Below are 26,751 nucleotides of genomic sequence, written 5' to 3' on the forward strand. Positions count from 1 at the left end.
GATAAGTCAATTCATTTAATTTAGTAATTCCTCGTAATTCTCTCTAAAATAAGCTATCCTGTGTTACAGTTTCGTTTATAATCCAGCTCTTTTCCGTACTTTCTTTAATAATTTCTCTTTTTGAAAGTCTTCCAATAAGTAAACTAGAATTTGGATCATGATGTAAACGATTATATCGAACCACCGCTCGATTAGTATTAGCATAACAATAACGACAAAAGTGGCTACAGCTATCGTAGGCACCAATATCACCATGTAAATAACAATTACATTCTGGTCGTGCTGGCGCGCGTTTAGGTGCTTTTAATTTTATATTCCAGGCACTTTCATAACAATCTAAGGTTAAACACCCCTCTGTATCAGCACCAAGCTCTTTAAAGATAACTCCTTCTCCACAGGTTTTAAGATTCATATGATTGGAATGAGCTATGGAAACAAATTCTTTAATGATCTTAGTTTGAATATCTAAACTTGGTCTATATCCTTCTGGAAAATTCTGAACCACCTTATCAAATATATCTAAAAAGCTAACAACAACTGTATCTGTATAACCTTTAAGGGCTTGAGCCATTTTGTAAAAGCTTTCACAATGAAAATCAACGGTATATTCATTAGTTAAAATGATAGGATCATAGCGCCACACCATAGATTGAGAATTAAGCTGTTTAGAAATATGTTTAAATCCTTCTATAACAGACGCATAAGTTGGCACGTAGGGTTCAATATCGGTTCCATAAGGCGTTATAGTCATATGCCAGTATTGTCTGTAATCAACAATTTCATTTAGTAGTGGAATAAACGGTAAAGGATTCTTTGTACAGAATGCAATACCATCTACCACCTCTTGATTAATTGGATACCGTGTCACCTGTAGGGGATTATAAGGGTTACGAACATCTACAAATCCTTCACGTATACGATTGATTAGCCATTGCCCATAAAAAGCAGGAATATCTGTACGTTGTCCAGTCTGTAATATCATAGCCCCTGCCCTTTCAGTAAAATAAAAACATAGGAGTATTATATCATATCTAATAGTAAGTATTTATGGAGTTAATGTGATTTTTGCTGTATAGTTCATTATTATTTTATGGTACTATACATACTATAGAATATGAGGAGAACTAAATTATGAATGATACTTTTGAACGCAACCATCCTATGAAGGATGATAAAGAATTTATTACAGCCTATTGGGCAGATCGATCTCACGATTTTGGCGCTTTACGTGCAAAAGAATTAGAAAGTCCCAAACTAAAATTATGGAGAGAAGAATTAACTTGTCATATATTTGATTCTGATAGATCTTTACGAATATTGGATATTGGATGTGGAGCCGGCTTTTTTAGTATTATACTATCTCAGCTTGGTCATACAGTGCATGGCATTGATATTACACCTAATATGATAGATGAGGCAAATCAACTAGCAGAGTCCCTCGATTGTGATGCAACCTTTTCTGTGATGGATGCAGAGAATCTAGGATTTGATACTAATACCTTTGATATCGTTGTGGCCAGAAATGTAACGTGGAATTTACCCCATCCTGACAAAGCCTATGCCGAATGGTTTCGCGTCATTCGCCCAGGCGGTTTGATTTTAAACTATGATGCGGAACATGCTCGTAATCATCATAATGTACCACAATCTGTTCATCATGCCCATGAACATGTAAGCAACGAATTAAAAGAACGGTGTCATACCATTTATCATATGCTCGACATTTCGTCTTATACACGACCTCAATGGGATAAAGAACTACTTACTAAATTAGGTGCTAGTTCTGTTACCATTGATCTAACTGTAGGTCCGCGTATTTACAATGAGGAAGACGAGTTTTATATTCCTGTACCCATGTTCTTGGTGAAAGCAATTAAATAAATCTATATAATATATAACACAAAACCCACTCTATGATTATCATGAGTGGGTTTTGTGTTTAGATTGACTGCTAATTACTAAAATATACCTGAGCTTTATCAATCTCTGCCCGTAGTTTTTCTTCATCAATTGTAAGCAGTTCTTTGTCTTTCATAAGAACTTTACCACCCACAATTGTAGTATTTACATCGGAGCTATTAGCAGAGTATACAAGAGCTGCTAAATCATTGTAACGAGGCATCCAGTGCATACCAGATACATCATATAGCACGATATCTGCACGATAGCCTTTATCTAATACACCAAGATCTGTATATCCCAATGCTTTTGCACCTTCTACAGTGCCCATGTTCCATGCGGCTTGAGCAGGAATAGCCTTTGGATCATAAAGACGTGCTTTATGTAATGTTGCTGCAAGACGTACTTCTTCAAGCATATCAGCATTATTATTAGAAGCGGAGCCATCTGTACCAAGACCAACCGTAATACCTTTGGCAATCATTTCAGGTACTGGTGCAATACCGCTAGCTAATTTTAAATTAGATTGTGGATTATGCGCTACGGCTACATTATTTTCAGACATAATAGCCATATCTTCGTCTGTCACATGAACGCAGTGTGCGGCTAAGGTAGTATTCCAGAATAAACCTAAATCATGCATATGCGCAATTGGTGTCTTACCAGTAGCTTTCATAACAGTCTCCACTTCTCCTTTTGTTTCGGACAAGTGCATATGAATACCACAATTTAATTCATGAGATAAGGCAATCACCTTTTCCATATAATCATCAGGGCAAGTATATGGTGCATGTGGTCCAAGCAATACTTTGATGCGGTCATTATCAAAGCCGTTCCAAGTGCGGAATAAGTCAGCATTTTCAACTAATGCTTGATCTGCTGTTGGGGATACACCGGCTAAGCCACGTGACAATACAGAGCGAATACCTGTTTCTTTTACCACCTCAGCAGTAGTATTCATAAAGAAATACATGTCGCTAAATGTAGTGGTACCAGTGCGCAACATTTCAGCAATACCGAGTTGTGTGCCGTACCGTACATAATCGTCATTTAATTTTGCTTCTGTTGGCCAAATAGCCGTTTCAAGCCATTCCATAAGCTCAAGATCATCTGCATAGTTTCTAAATAGACCCATCGCAATATGAGTATGTGTATTTACAAGACCTGGCGTAGCCAATTGACCTTTACCGTCTAGTACTTCCTTAGCAGAGACTTTTACCTTTTCAGCTTCACTATCGTTTAAAATAGCTGTAATATAACCATTATTAATTGCAATGGCATGATTTTTTAGAACCCCCTCATCGGTGAGGACGTCTACATGAGTAATCAATAAATCAGACATAGTCTTCCCTCATAGGTATAACCGAGCCATGATAGCTCGGTTATATTTGTTTAATTTGAAAGCTAGTATAGTTTAGATACAAAATGTATTACAGAAACCATTATATTTCAATACAGTATTAGTTTACTTTTGTTAGATAATCGATTTGTTCTTGTGTTAAAGAATCTAAGTCATAGCCCATGGAGTTCAACTTAAGTTTAGCGATTTCCACATCTAATTCATGAGGCAATACGTATACTTTTGGATCCATTTCTTTACCGTTTTTCAAGATATACTCTGCAGCAAGGGCTTGCATAGCAAATGACAAGTCCATAATTTCTGCAGGGTGACCATCGCCAGCTGCAAGGTTTACTAGACGGCCTTCAGCCAATACATAGAGTTTACGACCATCAGACATAGTATAGCCTTCGATGTTTTGGCGAACCCTTTCGTGGCTTACAGCAAGTTCAGTAAGATCAGAAACATTCACTTCGCAGTCAAAGTGACCAGCATTACATAAGATAGCTTTATCTTTCATCACTTTGTAATGCTCTTTTACAATAACATCTTTACAACCTGTTACAGTACAGAAGATATCCCCAACCTTAGCGGCTTCAATCATAGGCAATACTTTGAAGCCATCAAATACAGCCTCTATAGCTTTAATTGGATCTACTTCAGTTACATATACGTGTGCACCAAGGCCTTTTGCGCGCATCGCAACGCCTTTACCACACCAGCCATAACCAGCAACAACAACGTTCTTACCTGTTACAGTCAAGTTCGTAGTGCGCATGATACCATCCCAAACGGACTGACCTGTACCATAGCGATTATCGAAAAGATATTTACAGTAAGAGTCATTTACAGCAATCATAGGGAATGTTAATTGTTTAGCGTTCTCTAATGCATATAAACGATGTACACCTGTTGTAGTTTCTTCACTCCCCCCTAACAAACGTTCTTTTGCATCTTGTCGTGTAGTATGCAATAGATTTACTAAATCACCACCATCATCAATGATAATATGTGGTTTATGATCAAGTGCTTTATGGAGGAAGTTAAAATATTCTTCATCAGTACAATCGTACCAAGCATATACAGTAATGCCCATATCTACAAGACCTGCAGCTACATCGTCTTGTGTAGACAACGGATTGGAGCCCGTTACAATTACATCTGCACCACCGCGTTTTAATACAGTCGCAAGGTATGCTGTTTTTGCTTCCAAGTGAACACTAACAACAATTGTTTGGCCTTTGAAAGTTTGTTCTGCTTCAAAACGGTCACCTAATGTGTTTAATGTAGGCATAAAGTTAGAAACCCAATCAATTTTTTTGCGACCTTCTGTTGCTAAATTTATGTCTCTAATTAAAGATTGCATAATATCTCCTTTTACTCATACAAGTAGATACAATAAAATAAATAGTTGATAGTAAATCTACTTAGATTTATTGATATTATATAATGTTGTTAATATCGTTGTAGATACTTACTTATATAGATAATATATTGCTTATATTTTGAATGCTTAATAAGCTAATCATTAAGATAATAGATTATTTAGATTCTACAATCTGGCGTAGCTTACCGATTGATTCTTCATAATTTGGAGTCAATACTCCCTCTTCGGTGATAATCGCTGTTACAAGTTCATGAGGTGTTACATCAAATGCAGGATTAAGTACATCAATACCACTAGGGGCTGTTTGAACACCGTGTAAAGCGGTTACTTCATCATCGTTACGCATCTCAATAGGAATATCGCTACCATTTTCCAAAGTAAAATCAAATGTACTATAAGGAGCGGCTACATAAAACGGAATATTGTGGAATTTAGCTAGTACAGCCACACCATAGGTACCAATCTTATTGGCTACATCCCCTTTTGTAGTGATGCGGTCAGCACCGACGATAACGGCATCAATTAATCCATGTTGCATCGCATAGGCTGCCATATTATCTGTTTCAAGAGTAATAGGAATACCATCCTCGTAAAGTTCAAAGGCTGTGAGTCGAGCACCTTGTAATAATGGACGTGTTTCATCAGCATACACGCGTTCCAGTTGTCCATTTTCATGTAATTTACGAACAACACCAAGTGCTGTTCCTAGACCACCTGTAGCTAGTGCACCCGCATTACAATGAGTTAAGATGCGAATATTCTTTTTACCTTCAAATAATGTAGCCCCTGCTTCGGCCATACGTCTATTCAAAGACACATCTTCTTCGTGAATGATAATAGCCTCTTTTGTAATGAGGTCTACTACTTCACTCATTGAGGACATACTGTCAACATTAGTTTTCACAAGAGAAATGACACGATCTACAGCCCAAGCTAAGTTGATTGCCGTAGGGCGAGTTTCTTTTAAGATCTCACTAAACTCATATAAGCTTGTAAGTTGTTCACTAAATGGCGCCTCTAAACGTCCTGCTTCCATAGCAGCTAAAATGAGACCATAACTAGCAGCTACGCCAATAGCAGGTGCGCCACGAACGCGAAGCATTTTAATAGCTTCGGCCACTTGGCGCCAATCTGTACAGTGAACGTATGTAATTTCAGTAGGCAATTTAGTTTGATCTAATAGTACCAGCGTATCTTTACGCCATTCAATATTAATCATAACTTCTCCTTCGATAAACTATTGTGTATCATTATGAGTTGATTATAGTTTAAAACCACCATATTCATGCATGCGATTATGAGCATCATAACGAGCATCCACATCGATTGCATCAATAGCTCCTAAGATAAGAGATTTTAGTTGAGCCGCCATATTGCCCATCATTTCTACAACTTCCGCATGTGTCAAAGCAGATTCAGAAATACCTGCTGCATAGTTGGTAATCATAGAGATCGTAGCATATGCCATTTCAGCTTCATTCGCTAAATTTACTTCCGGTACATTTGTCATACCTACTGTATCGCCACCGAGCATGTGGAACATTTTGATTTCTGCAGGAGTCTCAAAACGAGGGCCTTCAGTACATACATAGGTACCGCCATTATGTATCGTAAGGCCTTGTTCCGTACCTACCTTTTGAAGAATATCACGTAATTCAGGGCAGTATGGATTTGTTACATCAAGATGTGCCACTGGACGGTCCCCACCTTCATAAAACGTAGTGATGCGGTTCTTTGTAAAATCTAAGAATTGGTCAGTCAACACAAAATGACCTGGCTTAAAGTTCTCATTTATAGAACCTACTGCTGTCGTGGAGATAATAAATGTAACGCCTAGTTTTTTGAGGCCCCAAATATTAGCACGATAGTTAATTTTGTGTGGAGGAATTGTATGATCTTTGCCGTGACGAGCTACAAAGATTACAGTTTTCCCATGGTATGTACCTTGTACATAATCTATTTCACCATATGGTGTCATTAAGGATTCTTCATGAATATTTTCAAAGATGGACGGATCATAAACACCAGTACCACCAATTATGCCAATTGCACTCATTGTGACCTCCTATTATTAATAACTCTATCTTTTATTTTCTCATAGAATAGAAAAACAGGCTATAGGAAAAACCTAGTAGCCTGTATTTTTTCTACATATTATAAAGTTTTTATTGAATTGGACCTTTTGGGATGAACATATCTTGTAACTCTTCACGTGTGAAATGATATTTTTCATTACAATAATGGCAAACAAGCTCTGTTACGTCATCTTCCAAAATAGCATTCTTATCTTCTTCACGTAATGTCATTAGCACACTGGCAAAGCGATCACGACCACAACGACATTGGAAATGAATTGGTTCATTATATACTTCATTCACAGTTAAACCATCGAGAACACGTTCCATAAGACCTTTACCATCTGGGTTTGCTTTCAAATATTCTGTAATAGGACCAAGTTCATTAATATTCTTTTCTACTTGTGCTAATGCTTCATCTGTAGCATCCGGTAAGGCTTGTACGATAAAACCTCCAGCTACAACCGTATGGTAATCTGGATCTACTAATACACCTAAACTAATCGTAGACGGTACTTGTTCAGATGCATATAAATAATATGCCAAATCCTCTGCTACTTCACCACTTTGAATCGGGCTTGTAGAAGTATAGTCTTGCGCTAACTGCGTGAAACGAGTCACTTGCACTTCCCCATTATGACCTACGGCAGAACCAACATCAAGCTTACCAGCATGCTTTAAAGGTACATCAACATGTGGATCATCTACATAGCCTCGAACCGTATTATCAGAGAATGCATCTACATGAACTACACCTAGTGGACCATCACCTTTAATACGAAGACTTACGTTTTCATGGTTTTTAAAATCCCCAGCTAATAAAATAGCTCCCGTCATAGCACGACCTAAAGCAGCTGTTGCTACAGGCCATAAATCATGACGTACACGAGCTGTTTCAACTGTATCGGTTGTTACAGCTAAAGACATACGAACCCCTTCTCGGGTTGTAAAACGTTTTATATAATCCATTCTATCATTCCTTATTTCTACTGATTTTATTAAGGTATTACTTTTATATTGCTTATATAGTATATCATGTCAAATATTTAACTTTCAATAATAGAGAATATATGTTCGTCTAGTCTTATTTAAATTTAAAAGAACATATTTTCGATGATATAAAAACACCCAGTACCATAAGATACTGAGTGTTATATATACAATTCTTAGATTTGATCGATAAGGTTAACCATTTCGATTGCACCCATCGCACAATCATAACCTTTATTACCCGCTTTTGTACCTGCGCGTTCGATAGCTTGCTCAATGTTTTCAGTAGTTACTACACCAAACATAACAGGAATACCAGTTTCCAAAGATACATGTGCGATACCTTTGGCTACTTCGTTGCATACATAATCATAATGAGTAGTGGCCCCACGAATAACAGCACCTACACAAATAACTGCATCATAACGACCAGATAAAGCTGCTTTCTTAGCAATCAAAGGAATCTCATAAGCACCTGGAACCCAAATTACTGTAATATCCTCTTGTTTAACATCGTGACGAAGTAAACAATCTTCAGCGCCTCCGATTAATTTAGATGTAATGAACTCGTTGAAACGAGAACCGATAATAGCAAATTTCTTACCAGTACCTAATAAGTTACCTTCTTGAACCATCATTATATTGACCTCCTTTATTCCATCTAAGGAAATATATATGTAACGACCGAGTTATATGGTGAAAGTTAATTAGTCTTCTAACATATGACCCATTTTCTCTTCTTTTGTTTTTAAATAGCCTGCATTAAATTTATTTGCAGCAATGATGAGTGGTACACGGCTAGTTACATTGATTCCCCAATGTTCTAAGCCATGACGCTTTTCGGGATTGTTAGTTAATAAGCGGATGCTTTTAATACCCAAGAAACGGATAATTTGAGCCGCTAAGGAGTATTCACGCATATCTGCAGGGAAGCCTAATTGTTCATTTGCTTCTACTGTATCAAGGCCCTGTTCTTGTAATGCATAGGCTTTAATTTTATTGGTCAAACCAATGCCACGGCCCTCTTGTCGCATATATACAACAACGCCTTTGCCTTCTTTTTCAATAGCGCGCAACGCATTGTCTAATTGTTCGCCACAATCACAGCGCTTAGAACCAAATACATCGCCTGTTAAACATTCAGAATGAATACGTACAAGCACATCGCTACAATCTTGAACATTGCCCTTTACGATAGCTAAATGCTCTTTATGATCTAATTCATTTTTAAATACAAAGATATTAAAATCACCAAATTTAGTAGGCAACTTAGAACAAGCACCAAGCTCAACCATATCTTCATGTTGTTTACGATATTCTATAAGTTCTGCTACAGAAGCAATTTTCAAGTCATGTTCTTTAGCAAATTCCATAAGATCCGGTAAACGTGCCATATCGCCATCATCTTTTGTGATTTCACAAATAACGGCAGCCTCTTGTAACCCGGCTAAACGACAAAGATCAATAGATGCTTCTGTATGACCTTGTCGTACCAATACGCCTCCCTCTTTATAGACAAGTGGGAACACATGACCTGGACGGCGAAAATCTTGAGGTTTTGCAGATGGATCTAATAATTTTTGGATTGTATAGGCACGCTCTGCTGGAGATACACCGGTTGTAGTATCTACATGGTCAACAGTAACAGTGAAAGCAGTTTCATGGTTATCAGTATTTTTAGTAACCATTGCAGGAATGCCAAACTTTTCTAACGCTTCGCGGCGCATAGGCGTACATACGATACCGCGAGCGTATTTAACCATGAAGTTAATGTTTTCTTGCGTCGCAAACTCTGCAGCAATGATAAGATCACCTTCGTTTTCACGGCTTTCATCATCAACGATAATAACAGGTTTACCAGTTTTAAGGTCTTGTAAGACTTCATTAATAGAATGTAATTGTTCGCTCATAGGAACGCTCCTTACTTATATAAATCCATTCTCTACTAAGAGGGATTGCATAGATTTTTTAGGCTTTTCTTCGGTAGGTTCACTACCAAGATTCATAAAATGACGAATATATCGTCCAGCAATATCCGTTTCTAAATTGACCTCTGTTCCAATATGAGTAAAACCTAAAATAGTTTCACTCAAAGTGTGAGGAATGATAGAGACGGAAAAACTACTTTCTGTTCGTCGCATAATTGTGAGGCTAATTCCATCGATGGTAATGGAGCCCTTATAGATAACATAATCCATAACGGATTTTGGAGTTTCGATAGTAAAGATAATGGCATTATCGGTTTGTTCACGATTAATAATACGACCTGTACCATCTACATGGCCTGCCACAATGTGACCACCAAATCTACCATTAGCAAGCATAGCTCGCTCTAAGTTGACTGGTTGATGGACTTTCAAATTAGTAAACGTAGTCATCTTAATGGATTCTGGCATCACATCCGCTGTAAATATACTATTGCCAATCGTTGTGGCCGTCAAGCACACCCCATTAACAGCTACGGAATCACCAACTTTTAAATCGCTAAAAATTTTTTCTCCTCGAATTGTTATGGTTAAGGATTTAGGGCCCTTTTTAATGTTCTCGACGCGGCCAATTTCTTCAACGATTCCCGTGAACATAAGCGCCCCTCCTTCCTTGACGATACGCTTCAATGCGAATGTTATTATCTAATACTTTAATCTTGGTGAAAGTTAGTTGTGGCGAAGCCTTTAAACTTTCAAAACCTCGACCTCCTACAGCTGGTGTTGCATCGTTACCACCAATAATGGTATTTCCAATATATGTTACGACCTTATCAAAGTTCTTCGTTTCCACAAAGGAACTGATAATTGCAGATCCACCTTCAACAAGAATAGATGTGTAACCTAGTTCACCTAGTTTTGTAAGAATATCATCGATAGATAATTTCTTAATATCAATCACAATGTCTGTGCTCTTGCTTTTACGAGTAGAAATAGATTCTACTACGGTTACTTGAGCACCAACTTGTTCTAATACTTGTATCCGATCCTTAGGACAACCTTTAGATACGAATATATGAATCTTGCGATTATTTATTTCAAAGACGCGACTAGTAGTAGGTGTTCTACCAAGACTATCCAAGATAATTACATCTGGTTGATGAATCGTAATCGGTTCATCAAGTATGCTTTTATCTAATAACGCATCTGATAATTCACTATCCGTTAAACGACAATTTAACTGTGGATTATCTGCCAAAATTGTACCAATTCCAACGAGCATGGCATCATGCGTGGCACGCAACACATGTCCATCGCGACGAGAGGACTCATTTGTAATCCATTGAGATTGTCCAGTAGATGTAGCAATTTTCCCATCTAATGACATAGCACTTTTTATAGTGACAAAAGGCTTACCTGTCTGTATATAGGTAAAGAAATGCTCATTTAGTTCAGCACATTCATCACTACATACGGGGCAAACAACCTTAATACCTGCTTCACGAAGTAACTCCATTCCCTTTCCAGAAACTAGTGGATTTGGATCTGTACTACCTACTATTACTTTAGCTATGCCAGCCTCAATGATACGAAGCGCACAAGGTGGTGTTTTTCCATAATGAGAACATGGCTCTAATGTTACGTATAAAGTAGCACCTTTGGCATTATCACCTGCTTGATTTAGTGCATGCACCTCAGCATGAGCTGTACCAGCTTTATGGTGATAACCTTCACCGATTATTGTATTATCTTTTACCACAACAGCACCAACCAAAGGATTTGGTGAGGTGTGACCTGTGGCTAATTTTGCCAGTTCAATGGCGCGCTTCATATATACTACGTCATCCACCATATCACCTCAATAAAAAAAGGACTATTACATAGTCCTTGGGTCATCATAAATGCGCACAACAAATGTGCCTCGTCTTTTCTCATCCAGACTCTACTGTCGGTATCGGAATTGCACCGATTCATACCAAAAAGGTTCGCGGACTTTACCGCCGGTAAGGAATTTCACCTATCCCCAAAGACTTATCTATTTTGTTTATGAATTAATAGTAACACTTTTATTAATGTTATGCAAGAATAATAGTTTTGTATTGAGAAAGAATATTAAATAATTTGATTAAAATATAATTTTTAGAACACAAATACTAGAATAATATAAATAATAATATATATTTACTTTTAATATAAACATATATAAACTATGTATACAGTAAATAGTAACTTTTATCACATAATTACAAGTTAAACAAGTCTAATATAGTATATATGGTTTGAATAACCATATTTTAATGATAGTAATTATTAAATATAGGTGATAATATGGCAAAAAAACGAATTTCTGATGTACTTATAGAAGTCTTAGCCAATGCGGGCATCGAACGCATTTACGGTATCACTGGAGATAGTCTAAACTCTGTAAATGATAGTTTACGCCGCAATGGTAAAATTGCTTTTGAACATGTACGACATGAAGAAACAGCAGCCTTTGCTGCCGGTGCAGAAGCATCCCTAACTCATAAACTAACTGTATGTGCTGGTAGCTCTGGTCCTGGCAACTTACACTTGATTAATGGTCTCTTCGACTGTCATCGCAATCGTGTTCCAGTATTGGCCATTGCTTCTCACATTCCTCAATCTGAAGTAGGTTTGAACTATTTCCAAGAAACACATCCAGAAAATCTATTCAAAGAATGTTCTTGTTTCTGCGAACTTGTATCCAATCCTAAACAAATGCCGGAAATTCTATTCCGTGCTATGAACGCTGCTGTTGGTAACCAAGATGTTGCAGTTATCGTTCTTCCTGGTGACGTTGCCGTTATGGAAATGGAAATTGACGAATTACCTGTATGGACCCCACCTCGTTTACCTCATATCGTTCCACAACGAGAAGATATTGAAGAAATGGCTGCTCATTTAGAAACAGGCAAACGTATTACCCTATTCTGTGGTGCCGGCTGTGAAGGTGCCCATGACGAAGTGGTAGAATTAGCAAAACGCTTGCAAGCACCGGTTGTACATGCTTTCAGAGGTAAAGAATGGGTTGAATGGGATAATCCATATGATGTAGGTATGACTGGCCTATTAGGCTATACATCTGGCTACCGTGCTATTGAACAATGTGATACATTGGTAATGCTTGGTACAGACTTCCCTTACCGTCCATTTTATCCAGAAAATGCGAAAGTAATACAAGTAGATAGAGATCCTAGTGCTTTAGGTCGTCGCGTACCTCTTACACAAGGTATCATTGGTACTGTAAAAGATACGTTAAAAGAATTATTACCTCTTGTAGACCAACGTGGTGATACTGAATTTATCGACACAGTGCGTAAAGCGTACACTAAATTTAGAGGTGATTTAGATAGTTATGCCGTTGCCGAGCCAGATGGTGTAGCAATTCACCCTCAATACTTCGTAAATCGCCTCAATAAACTAGCAGCAGAAGACGCGATCTTTACCTTTGACGTAGGGACTCCAGTTATTTGGACTGCTCGCCATCTAAAAACAAATGGTAAACGCCGTATTTTAGGATCCTTTAGCCACGGCTCCATGGCTAATGCTATGATGCATGCTATTGGCGCTCAAAATGCTTGTCCAAATCGTCAAGTCATCTCCCTCTCTGGTGATGGTGGCTTTACAATGATGATGGGCGAAATGTTAACATTAAAACAACTTAACTTACCTATTAAAATCTTTGTATTCAATAACGAAGAACTTAGCTTTATCGCTATGGAAATGAAGGCTTCCGGCTATCTAGACTACGCTACAGACTTTGTAAATCCAGATTTCGGTAAACTTGCTGAAGCTGCTGGTATCAAAGGTGTGAGCATTCATAACTCTAGCGAAGTTGATGAAAAAATCATGGAAGCCCTTAACCATAATGGCCCAGTCATCGTTAACGTTCGCGTAGATAAACAAGAACTTGCTATGCCTCCTAAAATTGCATATCAACAAGCTAAAGGCTTTAGCAAATATTTAATAAATGCAATCCTTGATGGCCGTGGTACAGAGCTTAAAGAAATGGCCAAAACAAACTGGATGAAATATAAATCCTTATACTAATATTGCAAAATTTACAAAATCTGCCAAAATAAATAAACTGCAAAACTTTCAAAAAGAGGTGTCATCATTCGATGATACCTCTTTTATTGCATAATTTTAATCATATACTGTTATAAAACCTTCAGTCCAGCCCCTTAAATTGAGAGTAATTGTATCAATTCCTAAACAATCTAAACCATATACTTTAAATATATCCCAGGTCTTATACCACTTTAATGCTTTCTCTGCATATTCTAAAGTGCTAAATAAACCTATGTATCCAGAACTGGAATAATATGGATCTATATCGTAATCATACCAAACACCATAAATTTTGTTATTTACTATTTCATAGTTAATATCATCACCTATATGAGCACAATTATTTAAATAGTGATTTTTTATAGAAAAGGAATTATCATTTAACTTAGAAAATCCAGACAATATTTTAGATTCAACTAGAGCCTCTTCAGCTAATGATATATCAGAAAAAAATCCTAATCCAAAATATTCTGTATAAGGTAGCTCTTCATTCTTTTTATAGTGTGCTAACGCTTCATATATTGGAATTCTCATAATTCACCAACTTGATTCAATATACATATAACAGATTAACTATTTCTTGTTATCTATAATAATCATCCTCGTAATCGTCTTTATACCGTATTGCATTGACCTCCGATGGAGATAATACATTTCCCTCTTCATCTACATATTCCCGGAATTCGTTAAAGTATACACCTGGAATATCTGATTCTTCTAATTCAGGACTATCTTCTGGCTTAATATACCAAAGTTTAATATCATCAGCTTGATTCGAAAGTCGATCAGTTATGTTAAAAGTATTACTATTTTCTTCTACTTTTGTATTTAGTTTAGGCACTTTAGAAACACTACTATTTGATGAATAGATTCCTAATAATTTTAATAAACTACCTATCATTTCCCAACACTCCCTTGCACCAATGATTATATATTAATTATATTGTAGCAAACTACATAAAAATAAGCACTATATCGACATTTGAGATATAGTGCTTACTTTGTATTTGAGTCTTACCTTGTATTTTGTTATGCTCCAAAGAGTGACATTTGTTCATCTTCAGGTAGTTCACCACAGCATTTGAGGTCTTTCATAAGATCAATGATGGTATTTGATACTTTACAACGGCGTTGTAAGTCTTTTAGAGATGTAAATGGACGTTCATTTCTTTCCTCGACGATAGCATCAGCCACTGTTTCACCAAGTGAATCAATAGCTAAGAATGGTGGCAATAAAGCTCCATCCTTAATGCTAAAGCGTCTAGCTTCAGAATGTTGAATATCTACATTAATAAAACGATAGCCTCGTTGATACATTTCCATAGATACTTCCAAGGCACTCATAAGGTCCTTGTCTTTAGGGCTGGCAGCACGATCAAGAGCCTTGATACGGTTAAACTCGGTCAATTGTGTTTTAAGGTCTCCTGTCATGATTCGTAAGTCGAAGGCTTTCGCGCGAATGGAGAAATATGCTGCATAGAATGCCAATGGATGGTATACCTTAAACCATGCAATACGGAAGGCCATCATTACATATGCTACCGCATGGGCCCTTGGGAATAAATAGGAAATCTTTTTACAAGACTCAATAAACCATTCAGGAATATTATTTTCACGCATTTCTGCTTCAAATTCCGTTGTAGCTTGACCTTGTTTATTTCGTTTTTCAATCCCCTTCCCTTTACGTACGTTTTCCATAACGAAGAAGCTGTGCTTTCTATCCATACCACGATGAATCAAGAAGTTCATTACGTCGTCACGGGTGGAAATAGCTTCGTTTAACTTACAAGTTCCATTTTTAATAAGGTCTTGCGCATTATCGAGCCATACATTCGTACCATGAGAGAAACCAGAGATACGTACTAAGTCAGAGAAGGTTTGCGGACGAGAGTCTTCCAACATGCCCCGTACAAACTTCGTACCACATTCTGGTACGGCTAAGCTGGCTACCTGGTCACCTTGCAATTGTTCAGGTGTTAAACCAATCCCCTCTGTAGAGGAAAACAAGCTCAATGTCTTTGGATCATCAAATGGTATTGTCTTAGCATCGATACCTGTCAAATCCTCTAGCATACGAATAATTGTGGGATCATCATGGCCCAGAATATCAAGCTTAGTCATACGACCTTCGATGGAGTGATAATCAAAGTGTGTCGTTAATACGCCACTTTCCTTTTTATTCGCTGGATGTTGTATGGGCGTAAAATGATGCACATCCATATCTCGAGGACATACCATAATACCACCAGGGTGTTGTCCCGTAGTATTCTTTACATTTGTAAAGCCTTTCGCTAAATGTTCAAAGAATCCATTGCGGGCTTGTATATCTCGAATTTCGGCGTATTTTTTAACATAACCAAAAGCAGTTTTATCAGCTATAGTACCAATTGTACCGGCTTTAAATACATTGTCACGACCAAATAGTTCTTCCGTATATTTGTGAGCTTTTGCTTGGTAATCACCGGAGAAGTTAAGGTCAATATCTGGAACCTTGTCACCTTCAAAACCAAGGAAAATTGCAAATGGAATATCATGTCCATTTGTTTGTAAAGCATGACCGCATTCAGGACAGTCTTTACGAGGCAAGTCAAAGCCCCCTGCATATTCACCCTTTTCAAAGAATTCTGAATATTTACAGTTAGGGCATACATAATGAGGCGGTAATGGGTTTACCTCTGTAATCTCAGACATGGTAGCGGCAAAGGATGACCCTACGGAACCACGGGAACCTACGAGATACCCATCATCAAGAGATTTTTTTACCAGCTTATGAGCGATGTAATACAATACGCCGTAACCATTGGAAATAATACAATCCAATTCATAATCGAGACGTTCTTGTACGACACGAGGCAATGGATCACCATAAATAGCCTTCGCATTTCTATAGCACATTTCTGTGAAAGCTTCGTCAGCACCTTCAATCTTAGGTGAATATGTACCATCAGGCACTGGCTTAATATCTTCAATGCTATCATTAATAGCACGTGTATTAGTAACGACTACTTCGTATGCTTTCTCTTCGCTTAAATAAGGGAAGGACGCAAGCATTTCATCTGTAGTACGTAAATGTAAATCTGGCTGTTCGTCTGCATCTGGATAACCACATGCAGTTAACATGATTTCACGATAAATTTTTTCTTCTGGTGTCAGGTAGTGAACGTCACAAGTAGCACATACAGGTTTGTTTAAGGCTTCTCCTAATTCGATAACGGTCTTATTCATATCAATAAGTGCCTGCTCGTCGGGCATGAGACCTTTACGAACCAAAAACGTATTGTTAGTATGTGGTTGAATCTCAAGATAATCGTAGAAGGATGCTACTTCCAAAAGCTCTTCTTTTGTAGCTCCACGAACAATGGATTGCATAAGCTCCCCTGCTTCACAGGCAGAACCGATGATAATACCTTCACGATGTTCTTCAATAACGGAGCGAGGCAAACGCGGACGAACTTTGTAATGTTCAAGGTGAGAAATGGAAATCATTTTATATAAATTACGCAAACCAACCATATTCTTAGCTAATAAAATAATATGGTAACGTTTATCTTTTTCTTTCTTTTTCTTTTTATCTAGTACAGGCTCTTCATCTTTTATTACCGTTTCATCTTCGATGAGGTAACCTTCTACACCATAGATAACTTTAACACCTAACTCCTTACCAAGAGCTTGCGCTTCTGGGAAGGCTTGTACTACGCCATGGTCCGTAATAGCCACCGCAGGATGACCCCATTTTTTAATTGTTTTAAACAAGTCTTTTACAGATACGAGAGCATCTTTATCACTCATCTTAGTATGTAAGTGGAGTTCCACACGAGAGTCCGGACGATTTTCAGTTCGTTCCACACTAGTAGTTTCTATTGCTTCAATACTGCGAATAGAAAGGATATAATCCTTGTCAAAACGATCATCAAAGCTGACACTACCTTGTACGCGAACCCGTTGTAAGCCTTTTAGTTGTTTTAATAATTCATCCCCTTCTTCAGGACTGTTCGTAAACTTGATAAATTTAATGCTATTTGTATCATCTACAATGCTGCCGTTAACGATACTTTTACCCGTCTTAGTATCACGTTTATCTAAACCAACAAAGACACCTTCAAAAATTACACTAGGTGTATCCAAGGTCCCCATGATTTTAGATGTGACCCCTTCAATTTTAGGTCCTAAAATCATGCCTTCATCAGTAGGTGCATCCTTTGGTACACGACGAGGATATTTACCATCCCCTTCACTTCCTTTAGCCGTAGATTTTGTAGTTTTTTTAGGTCCAAAGCCTTTGCTTGCTTTAGGTGTACTACTCACAGATGCGATAGTATCACTACTGCTAGATTCGGCAGCCGTATGATTAGAACGAGACACAACAACTGGACTATTGTTGAAATAGCCTAATTCAATAGCTTCTACAAATGGGGCAAAATCATCTTCGTCTACATCATCATATTCATCTTGTTGGTCATAACCCGCAAAAGACTTGCCTCTAGGTTCTTGATTTTTAACCTCTTCAGCTTCACGTTGTGCTTCAGCCGCTTCAATCCATTCACCAGCACCACAGCCACCGCCATAATAATAGGTATCTAACCCTTCACCCGTTTCAGTATCTACTTTCCAAGCAAAGCAACAAGCTGTATCTGTATTTGTTGGAATATCATCAAAAGAGATATTTTTTTCCTTATACCATGCAGACAACCTTTCACGTAGACTAAGCAATGTGGAAAATGCAGAGTCTGCTGCTTGAATCGTCACATGTTGGCTATGACAGTTCACATAGAAGGATGATTTCTTATTCCGTTTTGGTACAACACGATAACGTACTTTCATTTTTATCCTTTATACCCACAATAGGTAATACATAAATCTCTAAATCGCCAAATATCGCCCTTACTACTACGACTATCTAAAATAATCTCATAGAGCCCTTTTAATAAAGCTCGCAAGGCCTTAACTGAAATTCTAGGACTTGCTTCGTAAGCCAACTTAATCGGATACGGTTTAAATGACGAATCATGGTCCTTACATAAGTTTTGTATGGCTTGAACAGACATTCCCGCTTGGCGACATTCGCTAACCAGTAGCTGCAAACGTAACTGCCCCTCAATATAGCTCATAGCACGATCTAATTCTTTATAGCCGAACATAAACGGAAATAATTCAAGCAATGTATCAATATCTCGTTTCAACAAAGCCTCTTTAAAGGTGAAAATATTTTTAGCACCATAGTCACTGCCATTTTCCTCTAGGAATTCTTTGGTAATTACTTTTTCCCCAGTAATTTGCAAGAAATATCGGTCAAACTCAGTTCTCATAAAAGAAACAGGTACATCTTGCCACAAATCGATGAGATGAGCTACGTATTCTTGTGCATCAGGCGTCATGTTAAAGCCATGAGATGTACAATATTGACGAATCCACATCACAAGGTCTGCCCCTTCAAGGCGCTTGCATTCAAGATTCGGTATTTTATTTAAAAGCTCTTTATTCTGCTTGATTCGTTTATCTATCATGTCATGATAAATCAAAACAATTGGATTATCCCCATTATATTCCATGATGAGCTCATATAATGGGACCCAAGCATCACTATTTTTGCCGCTTTTACGAATAATGGGCAAGTTAACTAAGCAAAACACTTTTTGATCCCCAAAGAGTGAATCTTCACAGAGCTTTTCACTAATCTTCTGTGGGCCCGCCTCATCGTCTAATACGGTCACTGGAAGGTCTGGATAGGCACTTAAAAATTTGCGTTTCTCTTCTTCAATTAATTGTGGCTCATCGCCATAAATGAGTTGAATATGTGCCATGTTTCCTCCTTTCACAGATAGATATCTTTGATATAGCCGTATCCCATTATATACATATGTTCTGTTGATGGATCCACATCGCGTAACGCACCGTGGGGACTACCAAATAGAATTGTACTATGAGGTGAAATACGCCCTATTTCATTCATTACACTGGATCGACTCGTTATATATAACACATTAGTCTTATCATTTAATTTTAGATTTTTTTCTCTACTTTGTCCATTATATACGACGATTTGGTTCATACCATTTTTATATACCACCTGTGCAGAACCGTTACTGTGAAAGTACTCAACTTTTACATCTTTAGGCTTTACACCATATGCCCTTATGGCCTGATTAATAAGTCTTTCATTAGGTATAGTTTTAATATAATCTGGTGCATCGATTAATAGATATGCTCCTCTATGGTTTGGGTCTATGCAAAGTAACACATTACACTGTTTCATAGGAATATAATGGATTATTGTGTCCTTATGATACTGAGTCACATAGTATGAAGCACCAAAGGTTGCAACCATACATAATAAGGACATCACTATATATACAGTATACTTATTCTTATGTGTCAAAAAATACGTAAATAAACCTAATAGAGCATAATATATATAAACACAATAAAGATGCATCATACCAAGCCAAAGTAGACTATAACTACGTCCTAACACATGATTTAAATATAAAGATATTCGCAATAGTACATCTACTAAAGACCATATTAACGATATAGGGAATACGTAACTGACTAAAGTACTTACAAAAATTAAAACTATGGATATATCTAATAGGGGCGCTACTATACAGGCTGCTAGCAAACTAGCAATACTAATATAGTGAAAGTAATAGAGTTGTAATGGCAATATGAGTAACTGTGCGGATACACATAATACAAAAGGTGTTTTTATCCACCTTGGTAACCACTGTATCCGTTCATATAGTACCTTTCCCCATATGAGTAAACCATAGGTTGCACCAAAGGATAACTGAAAGCTTACATCAAATAAAGAAAAAGGATCATATACAAGACATATAATAGCGCATATACATAAAGCCTGTTTAGCTTGATATAATCGTCCTTTTACATAAGCCATGCACATGAGTATACTCATCATCGTTGCACGTATAACTGGTGCATCTCCACCAATGATACAGCAATATGTACAAGCTACTAATATACCTAAAATTAAGCATGTGCGCTTCCGTAATTTAACGAGTCTTCCTAAACCGTAAATTAAGGCTAATAGCAGTGCAATATGTGAGCCAGAGATAGAAAGAATGTGGATGAGACCCGTATAAGCAAAATCTTTTATTCGCTCTTCCCCTAGCTCACTATAATGACCACCCAAGCATAAGGCTTGTGCTAATACCTTTTGTGGGCCATCTAGATTACTAGCAATATTTTTTTCAATAGATTCTCGTATTTGACCACATAAATATAAACTTCTCCTATATATTTCTTCATAAATACTCTTTTTATATGAAAATGTTTGTAAATCTTTAGCACTGGCAGGTCGATAAACTCCATCGTAGATTCGTCCTCTTGTGTTAGAACCCATATATCTGCCTCGAAGATTGATTCGACCTTCCTCTTCGATGAGAAATAAAGACTTTGGAGTTCCTTCAATAATGGCTTGTTCTCCCAATTTTATTTTGTTATTTGTAGCTGATACCTTAGAGTATACTTGCAAACGTCCTTGAGCCTTTATATAGGAGTTTTTTGCGGTATCTTTATAAGGATGTAATCTATGAAGAGTAACATTATATTTGTAATATTTCTGTCCATCTAGATTTACTATTTCAGGAGATGATACAACAGTACCTAGATATTCTCCTTCTTGCTGTAAATAGTATGATGTATAACTATTATAATTAATAATTTGTAAATCTGTTTGATAATAAGATAAACCAACTAAAACAAAGACTAAGATGATTAACTTGCTAAGTGAATGCCATCTTTCAGACGATTGTAATGCTTTGAAAATACCCACAACTATAATAGCTAACCCAATAGCAAAGATGTAGTGCATCTGCATAAGTACAGGATAATACTGACCATAGCCTAATATTGTACCCATAATTATAGAACCCAATATAGTATGTGCCCATTGACTATGGGTTAAAACCTTAGTGTTCCAATTAACATCATTTGCATCAAAGAAGGGTTCATCATTCTTGCTATCTTGATGACTAAATTGTAATTTTGTCTTTAATCTTCTTAAATACTCCGTCACCAATGCCCTTCACCCCCTTAATACCTTCAATGGATGTAAAGGGACCCTTTTGCGAACGATATTCTTCAATTCTCTTCGCCATAGCTGGGCCAATACCTGGTAATGAATCTAATTCCTTTGCAGTTGCCGTATTGATATTAATCTTGTTACCGCGCAATAAAACCTCTGGATTACCGTGAAAGTTAAATACTATATGGATATGATCTCCCGCATTTACTGGTTTTGCCATATTGACTGATTCTATATCAGCATAAGGTAGTAGCCCACCTGCAAGCTTTACCATATCTCCATAAGTAGCTGAATTTTCATATTCATACAATCCTGGTGATACAACAGCACCTGTAATATACGCAATTGGTTTATTGGGCAATTGTTCTACATTTGATATAGAAGAATTTCCATCTATTGCCCCTTCAGCTAGGACAGAATCGCTTTCATCTGTTATAATAGGCCATAGGAAATAAATTCCTACTAAAATACATAGGATTAATATAATTATCGTATACGGCTTCAATTTACTTTTCATAATGCACCTCCTACTAAAGGATTTTCCAATATAAAAGTAAACTCCTACCGTTGACTCTATTGGTCACACAAGCAGGAGTTTTATAATTGATGTCGAATATAAGGAGACTCAATGAATCAAGATACATTAAGAAAATATGCCCGTACATTATTACAATACGGCGTAAATTTACAACAAGATCAAACTTTAGTTATTTCTGTTGATGTGGAAAATAAAGACTTTGCAGTTATCGTTACAGAAGAAGCCTATCAATTGGGGGCTAAAGAGGTTGTCCTCAACTGGCGCTGTTCACCTATTGCACGTCAACGTTTAATGCATGCCAAAGAAACAGTCTTAGAAAAACCTGCTAACTGGATTCCTGAATTCTATAAGCAATATATCGATGATAAAGCGGCATTCTTATCTTTAATTAGTGCCAACCCTAAAGCCCTTGCTGGCATCCCGACAGAACGTATTTCTTTACATTCTCGTAATTTAAACAAAGCCTTATCCTTCTATCACACAGCTATTATGAATTCGTCTGTTACTTGGTGCGTTGCTTCTGTGCCAACTGTCTTATGGGCAGATTTACTCGGTTATGAAGGTACCGATGAAGAAAAAATTGACCAATTGTGGGCAACTTTGCTTAAACTTTGTCGCATCGAAGGCATTGAGGCAAAGGATACATACCGTCACCACATGGCTAAATTACGCCATCGTCGCGAAGCAATTAATAAACTAGACTTAAAAGCATTGCGTTACACTTGTGAAAATGGTACTGACCTCTTACTAGAATTACCAGAAGGTCATATTTGGCAAGGCGGTGAAGAAGCGTCTAAAGATGGTACTATCTTCAATGCTAATATTCCTACCGAAGAAATTTTCTCTGCACCACAGTACAATGGTGTAAACGGCATTGTATATAGCACAAAACCTTTAATTTACCATGGCAATACGATTTCTGATTTCTCCTTCACTTTCAAAGAAGGTAAAATTGTAGAGTACACTGCCAAAGAAGGTTATGAAGTACTAAAAGAATTAGTTGAGACAGATGAAGGCTCACACTACCTTGGCGAAGTTGCATTAGTTGATCATTTTAGTCCAATCAGCCAATCTAATCAAATCTTCTATGAAACATTATTCGATGAAAATGCATCATGCCATCTAGCAATTGGAGCCTCTTACCCTACATGCCTCAAAAACAGTGATGGTTTATCTGACGACGAATTAAAAGAACGTGGTTTGAACCACTCTTTAACACATGTAGACTTTATGATTGGTCATGAACATATGAATATCAAAGGCTATACACGTGATGGCCAAGAAGTAGACATCATGATCGATGGTCGCTTACAAGTATAAACATAAATAAAAGATAACGAAATCCCCCATATACAACTGTATATAGGGGATTTTAAAAGCAATTAAATTTTTATTACATTACAATGTGATATTCAAAGTGCGGCCTGTAGGCTTGTATTCAATAATTTCTACACCTGCGGTTTTTAACATTCGTTTAGAAGCTTTTACCTCTTTCGTATCCTTATATAGGTCATCACGATAGATAACGGCCTTAATACCACTTTGAATAATGGCTTTCGCACATTCATTACAAGGGAAAAGTGTTACATATATTTTAGAACCTTCTAAAGAACCGCCCCGATAATTAAGTATGGCATTCAGTTCACTATGAACGGTATAAAAGTATTTATTATCATCCGCCGTATCGCGTTCCCATGTGAAATCATCATCACTACAATTTAATGGCATCCCATTATAGCCAATAGACAATATTTTATTATCATTGCTCACAATACAGGCACCTACTTGTGTGTTGGGATCTTTAGAACGCTGTGCCGCTAAAATGGCAACACCCATGAAGTATTCATCCCAGGAAATATAATCGTTACGTTTTGCCATAGTTACCTCTCTTAAAAATAAGCCCCCATCTACCTATGTAGTTGGGGGCTTACATTATTAACCAAAAATATCATCATTTATATTTATTTAACAACGATATTTACAAGTTTACCTGGTACATAAATAACTTTTACAATGTTTTTACCTTCTGTAAACTCTTGAACACGGCTAGACTCTTTAGCCATTGTTTCTAATTCTTCTTTCGTAATATTTACGGAAACAGTAAGTTTATCGCGAACTTTACCATTTACTTGCAATACTACTTCTACTTCATCTACTACAAGCGCAGCTTCTTCGTATACAGGCCAATTTTCAGTATGAATGGATGTAGCTTCACCCAATTCATGCCATAACTCTTCTGTAATATGAGGAACGAATGGCGCTAAAAGAAGCAATAAGGAACGAGTCAATTCATTTGCTAATGCGCTATTGATAGTCTCTGCTTTGTCCTTATGAGCGTACATAGCATTCACAAGTTCCATGATTGCAGAAATTGCTGTATTAAAGTTGAAATTATTATCTAAGTCTTCCGTAACCTTTTTGATGACACGGTGTAACTCACGACGTAATCCGAATTCGTCTTTTGTAAGTTCACCGGTTACATTCTTCTTAGCTTCTTCGTTATACGCATCAATGATACGCCATACACGACCTAAGAAACGGTAAGAGCCTTCAACACCTTGATCAGACCAATCAAGGTCACGATCGACAGGAGCCGCGAATAGAATAAACAAACGAGCAGTATCTGCACCATAGGTATTGATGATTTCTTCTGGAGAAACTACATTACCTTTAGATTTAGACATTTTGCTGCCTTCTTTAAGAACCATACCTTGCGTCAATAAGCCTCGGAATGGTTCGTTAGCTTCGATAAGACCTAAGTCGTGAATAACTTTCACAAAAAATCGAGAGTACAACAAGTGCAAGATAGCATGTTCAATACCACCGATATATTGGTCTACATTCATCCAGTAGTTAGCGATTTTTTTATCGAATGGAGCTTGATCGTTTTTAGCATCTGCATAGCGCAAGAAATACCAAGAAGAATCGATAAATGTATCCATTGTATCTGTTTCACGACGTGCAGGGCCACCACACTTAGGACATGTAGTATTTAGGAAGCTTTCAGATGTAGCTAATGGAGATACGGCACCAGATTCAAATTTAACATTCTCTGGCAAGCGTACTGGCAACTCTTCTTCAGGAACGAGTTGTTCACCACATTTTTCACAATATACTACAGGAATTGGCACGCCCCAGTAACGTTGACGAGAAATCAACCAGTCACGAAGGCGGAAGTTTACTTTACCTTCACCAATACCGCGTTCATTAAGAGCAGCTGTAATATTTTTACGAGCCTCTGCAGATGTTTGGCCGTTATAATCGCCAGAGTTAACTAGAATGCCATCTTCATGGTACCATTCTTGCCATTTTTCAAGGCTATATTCTTCGCCTTCACAAGCTACAACCTGTTTAATTGGCAAATCGTATTTATGAGCAAATTCCCAGTCACGTTCATCATGTGCAGGAGAACCCATTACAGCGCCTGTACCGTAGTCTACTAATACATAGTTAGCAATCCAAACCGGTACTTGTTCGCCAGACATAGGGTTTACTGCATAAGAGCCTGTGAACATACCTTCTTTAGGTGCCTCTGTAGATGTACGGTCGATATCGCTCATATTCCGCATACGTGTAATAAAAGCTTCTAATTCAGCTTTATTAGGAGCGTTTTCAATAATGCGTTCTACATATGGATGTTCAGGAGCCAGTACTACATAGCTTACGCCATAAATTGTATCTACACGGGTCGTATACACAGATACACGTTCATTAATAGACGGTACTTCAAAGGAAAACTCCGTACCTTCTGAGCGGCCAATCCAATTCTTTTGCATCAATTTAACGCGTTGTGGCCAGTGATCAAGAGTATCCAAATCAGTTAACAAGCGATCTGCATATTCAGTGATGCGCAAGAACCATTGAGACAAGTCTTTTTTCTCAACTGGGTTATCACAGCGCCAGCAAGCACCATCGATGACTTGTTCGTTTGCCAATACAGTATGACAAGTTTCACACCAGTTTACTTTAGCTTCTTTTTTGTACGCTAAGCCTTTTTTATAAAATTGTTGGAAGAACCATTGAGTCCATTTATAGTAATCTTCTTTGCAAGTCGCTACTTCACGGTCCCAATCGTAGGACAAACCAAGAGCTTTTTGTTGTAATTTCATGTTCTCGATATTATCAAGAGTCCATGTTTTAGGTGCAATACCATGTTTGATAGCCGCATTTTCAGCAGGCATACCAAAGGAGTCCCAGCCCATTGGATGCAACACGTTGAAGCCCTTCATTTTTTTGAAACGAGCTACTACGTCACCGATGGAATAGTTACGCACGTGACCCATGTGTAAGTTACCAGATGGGTACGGGAACATTTCTAATACATAGTATTTTTCTTTAGATTCATCATATTCTGTTTTAAATGTATGGTTATCTTCCCAATACTGTTGCCACTTTTTTTCAATATCTTGGGCTACATACTTTTCGTTCATGTAGGGGCCTCCTCATATGGTCAACCTCATAG

21 protein-coding genes and 1 riboswitch are annotated in these 26,751 nt (G+C 37.4%); of the genes, 3 read left to right on the plus strand and 18 right to left on the minus strand.

The genetic code is table 11. The annotated features are described in order from the left end of the window. Nucleotides 1-43: 43 nt before the first annotated feature. Complete coding sequence (locus KH286_RS01715) at nt 44-982, minus strand: DUF1848 domain-containing protein (RefSeq protein ID WP_004697023.1); 939 nt, start codon at nt 980-982, stop codon at nt 44-46. Between the two features lie 149 nt (nt 983-1,131). On the opposite strand from KH286_RS01715, the gene KH286_RS01720 reads away from it, so the two are divergent. Beyond that, nucleotides 1,132-1,881 carry a class I SAM-dependent methyltransferase gene (locus tag KH286_RS01720; protein ID WP_004697068.1) on the plus strand — a complete coding sequence of 250 codons (750 nt, stop codon included), beginning with the start codon at nt 1,132-1,134 and terminating at the stop codon, nt 1,879-1,881. Nucleotides 1,882-1,951: 70 nt separating this feature from the next. Here KH286_RS01720 and KH286_RS01725 read toward each other — a convergent pair whose 3' ends face one another. From KH286_RS01725 to ribD, 9 genes are all read right to left on the minus strand, one after another. Next, the gene (locus tag KH286_RS01725) at nt 1,952-3,241 is read right to left on the minus strand and encodes an amidohydrolase (protein ID WP_004697167.1); all 1,290 of its coding nucleotides are present in this window, start codon (nt 3,239-3,241) and stop codon (nt 1,952-1,954) included. A 118-nt stretch (nt 3,242-3,359) separates the two neighbouring features. Further along, nucleotides 3,360-4,604: an adenosylhomocysteinase gene (locus tag KH286_RS01730; protein WP_004697218.1), complete on the minus strand. Its 1,245-nt coding sequence runs from the start codon at nt 4,602-4,604 to the stop codon at nt 3,360-3,362. 175 nt (nt 4,605-4,779) lie between these two features. Then, nucleotides 4,780-5,844 (minus strand): S-methyl-5-thioribose-1-phosphate isomerase, encoded by a 1,065-nt coding sequence (mtnA, locus tag KH286_RS01735; RefSeq protein WP_004697241.1) that lies wholly within the window; start codon nt 5,842-5,844, stop codon nt 4,780-4,782. A gap of 42 nt (nt 5,845-5,886) precedes the next feature. Next, nucleotides 5,887-6,681 (minus strand): S-methyl-5'-thioadenosine phosphorylase, encoded by a 795-nt coding sequence (gene mtnP / locus KH286_RS01740; protein ID WP_004697166.1) that lies wholly within the window; start codon nt 6,679-6,681, stop codon nt 5,887-5,889. A gap of 109 nt (nt 6,682-6,790) precedes the next feature. Continuing rightward, nucleotides 6,791-7,669: an Hsp33 family molecular chaperone HslO gene (hslO, locus tag KH286_RS01745; RefSeq protein ID WP_021148164.1), complete on the minus strand. Its 879-nt coding sequence runs from the start codon at nt 7,667-7,669 to the stop codon at nt 6,791-6,793. A 197-nt stretch (nt 7,670-7,866) separates the two neighbouring features. Beyond that, nucleotides 7,867-8,328, minus strand: a complete 462-nt coding sequence (gene ribE / locus KH286_RS01750; protein WP_004697404.1) for a 6,7-dimethyl-8-ribityllumazine synthase — start codon at nt 8,326-8,328, stop codon at nt 7,867-7,869. A 69-nt stretch (nt 8,329-8,397) separates the two neighbouring features. Continuing rightward, nucleotides 8,398-9,600 (minus strand): bifunctional 3,4-dihydroxy-2-butanone-4-phosphate synthase/GTP cyclohydrolase II, encoded by a 1,203-nt coding sequence (locus KH286_RS01755; RefSeq protein ID WP_004697328.1) that lies wholly within the window; start codon nt 9,598-9,600, stop codon nt 8,398-8,400. Between the two features lie 15 nt (nt 9,601-9,615). After that, entirely contained in the window at nt 9,616-10,272 is a 657-nt protein-coding gene (locus KH286_RS01760) for a riboflavin synthase (protein WP_004696980.1), read from the minus strand. Continuing rightward, nucleotides 10,253-11,467 (minus strand): bifunctional diaminohydroxyphosphoribosylaminopyrimidine deaminase/5-amino-6-(5-phosphoribosylamino)uracil reductase RibD, encoded by a 1,215-nt coding sequence (ribD, locus tag KH286_RS01765; protein WP_004697371.1) that lies wholly within the window; start codon nt 11,465-11,467, stop codon nt 10,253-10,255. The genes KH286_RS01760 and ribD overlap by 20 nt, the downstream gene beginning before the upstream one ends. A 67-nt stretch (nt 11,468-11,534) precedes the next feature. Beyond that, a riboswitch (FMN riboswitch) is annotated at nt 11,535-11,650 on the minus strand. A gap of 293 nt (nt 11,651-11,943) precedes the next feature. Between ribD and poxB the strand changes: the two genes are divergently transcribed. Next, nucleotides 11,944-13,686 (plus strand): ubiquinone-dependent pyruvate dehydrogenase, encoded by a 1,743-nt coding sequence (poxB, locus tag KH286_RS01770; protein ID WP_004697269.1) that lies wholly within the window; start codon nt 11,944-11,946, stop codon nt 13,684-13,686. 96 nt (nt 13,687-13,782) lie between these two features. On the opposite strand, the gene KH286_RS01775 is transcribed toward poxB, so the two are convergent. The 6 genes from KH286_RS01775 to KH286_RS01800 form a co-directional block, all read right to left on the minus strand. Next, nucleotides 13,783-14,241, minus strand: a complete 459-nt coding sequence (locus tag KH286_RS01775; protein ID WP_278617546.1) for a hypothetical protein — start codon at nt 14,239-14,241, stop codon at nt 13,783-13,785. Nucleotides 14,242-14,290: 49 nt separating this feature from the next. Then, complete coding sequence (locus KH286_RS01780; RefSeq protein ID WP_004697299.1) at nt 14,291-14,608, minus strand: hypothetical protein; 318 nt, start codon at nt 14,606-14,608, stop codon at nt 14,291-14,293. Between the two features lie 128 nt (nt 14,609-14,736). Continuing rightward, complete coding sequence (locus tag KH286_RS01785) at nt 14,737-18,528, minus strand: PolC-type DNA polymerase III (RefSeq protein ID WP_278617547.1); 3,792 nt, start codon at nt 18,526-18,528, stop codon at nt 14,737-14,739. Nucleotides 18,529-18,530: 2 nt separating this feature from the next. Continuing rightward, a complete protein-coding gene (gene holA, locus KH286_RS01790) occupies nt 18,531-19,508 on the minus strand; it encodes a DNA polymerase III subunit delta (RefSeq protein WP_004697054.1) in 978 nt (325 codons plus the stop codon). 11 nt (nt 19,509-19,519) lie between these two features. Continuing rightward, entirely contained in the window at nt 19,520-21,742 is a 2,223-nt protein-coding gene (locus KH286_RS01795) for a ComEC/Rec2 family competence protein (protein ID WP_004697097.1), read from the minus strand. Next, on the minus strand, nt 21,699-22,268 hold the full coding sequence (locus KH286_RS01800) for a helix-hairpin-helix domain-containing protein (RefSeq protein ID WP_004697355.1): 570 nt from the start codon (nt 22,266-22,268) through the stop codon (nt 21,699-21,701). Before KH286_RS01800 ends, KH286_RS01795 begins: the two co-directional genes overlap by 44 nt. A gap of 111 nt (nt 22,269-22,379) precedes the next feature. Between KH286_RS01800 and KH286_RS01805 the strand changes: the two genes are divergently transcribed. After that, complete coding sequence (locus KH286_RS01805; RefSeq protein WP_004697444.1) at nt 22,380-23,609, plus strand: aminopeptidase; 1,230 nt, start codon at nt 22,380-22,382, stop codon at nt 23,607-23,609. A gap of 78 nt (nt 23,610-23,687) precedes the next feature. Here the strand turns inward: KH286_RS01805 and KH286_RS01810 are convergent, their stop codons facing one another. Both KH286_RS01810 and leuS read right to left on the minus strand, forming a co-directional pair. Continuing rightward, the gene (locus KH286_RS01810) at nt 23,688-24,167 is read right to left on the minus strand and encodes a deoxycytidylate deaminase (RefSeq protein ID WP_004697136.1); all 480 of its coding nucleotides are present in this window, start codon (nt 24,165-24,167) and stop codon (nt 23,688-23,690) included. An 83-nt stretch (nt 24,168-24,250) separates the two neighbouring features. After that, on the minus strand, nt 24,251-26,719 hold the full coding sequence (leuS, locus tag KH286_RS01815; RefSeq protein ID WP_004697073.1) for a leucine--tRNA ligase: 2,469 nt from the start codon (nt 26,717-26,719) through the stop codon (nt 24,251-24,253). Nucleotides 26,720-26,751: the final 32 nt, after the last annotated feature.

Origin of the sequence: Veillonella parvula (assembly GCF_018378075.1) — a bacterium.
GTDB classification, from domain to species: Bacteria; Bacillota; Negativicutes; order Veillonellales; family Veillonellaceae; genus Veillonella; species Veillonella parvula_K.

Excerpts from the sequence above, each read along its gene's own strand:
- KH286_RS01715 (WP_004697023.1), bottom strand. The coding sequence starts at position 982 with ATGATATTACAGACTGGACAACGTACAGATATTCCTGCTTTTTATGGG.
- KH286_RS01720 (WP_004697068.1), top strand. The coding sequence starts at position 1,132 with ATGAATGATACTTTTGAACGCAACCATCCTATGAAGGATGATAAAGAA.
- KH286_RS01725 (WP_004697167.1), bottom strand. The coding sequence starts at position 3,241 with ATGTCTGATTTATTGATTACTCATGTAGACGTCCTCACCGATGAGGGG.
- KH286_RS01730 (WP_004697218.1), bottom strand. The coding sequence starts at position 4,604 with ATGCAATCTTTAATTAGAGACATAAATTTAGCAACAGAAGGTCGCAAA.
- mtnA (WP_004697241.1), bottom strand. The coding sequence starts at position 5,844 with ATGATTAATATTGAATGGCGTAAAGATACGCTGGTACTATTAGATCAA.
- mtnP (WP_004697166.1), bottom strand. The coding sequence starts at position 6,681 with ATGAGTGCAATTGGCATAATTGGTGGTACTGGTGTTTATGATCCGTCC.
- hslO (WP_021148164.1), bottom strand. The coding sequence starts at position 7,669 with ATGGATTATATAAAACGTTTTACAACCCGAGAAGGGGTTCGTATGTCT.
- ribE (WP_004697404.1), bottom strand. The coding sequence starts at position 8,328 with ATGATGGTTCAAGAAGGTAACTTATTAGGTACTGGTAAGAAATTTGCT.
- KH286_RS01755 (WP_004697328.1), bottom strand. The coding sequence starts at position 9,600 with ATGAGCGAACAATTACATTCTATTAATGAAGTCTTACAAGACCTTAAA.
- KH286_RS01760 (WP_004696980.1), bottom strand. The coding sequence starts at position 10,272 with ATGTTCACGGGAATCGTTGAAGAAATTGGCCGCGTCGAGAACATTAAA.
- ribD (WP_004697371.1), bottom strand. The coding sequence starts at position 11,467 with ATGGTGGATGACGTAGTATATATGAAGCGCGCCATTGAACTGGCAAAA.
- poxB (WP_004697269.1), top strand. The coding sequence starts at position 11,944 with ATGGCAAAAAAACGAATTTCTGATGTACTTATAGAAGTCTTAGCCAAT.
- KH286_RS01775 (WP_278617546.1), bottom strand. The coding sequence starts at position 14,241 with ATGAGAATTCCAATATATGAAGCGTTAGCACACTATAAAAAGAATGAA.
- KH286_RS01780 (WP_004697299.1), bottom strand. The coding sequence starts at position 14,608 with ATGATAGGTAGTTTATTAAAATTATTAGGAATCTATTCATCAAATAGT.
- KH286_RS01785 (WP_278617547.1), bottom strand. The coding sequence starts at position 18,528 with ATGAAAGTACGTTATCGTGTTGTACCAAAACGGAATAAGAAATCATCC.
- holA (WP_004697054.1), bottom strand. The coding sequence starts at position 19,508 with ATGGCACATATTCAACTCATTTATGGCGATGAGCCACAATTAATTGAA.
- KH286_RS01800 (WP_004697355.1), bottom strand. The coding sequence starts at position 22,268 with ATGAAAAGTAAATTGAAGCCGTATACGATAATTATATTAATCCTATGT.
- KH286_RS01805 (WP_004697444.1), top strand. The coding sequence starts at position 22,380 with ATGAATCAAGATACATTAAGAAAATATGCCCGTACATTATTACAATAC.
- KH286_RS01810 (WP_004697136.1), bottom strand. The coding sequence starts at position 24,167 with ATGGCAAAACGTAACGATTATATTTCCTGGGATGAATACTTCATGGGT.
- leuS (WP_004697073.1), bottom strand. The coding sequence starts at position 26,719 with ATGAACGAAAAGTATGTAGCCCAAGATATTGAAAAAAAGTGGCAACAG.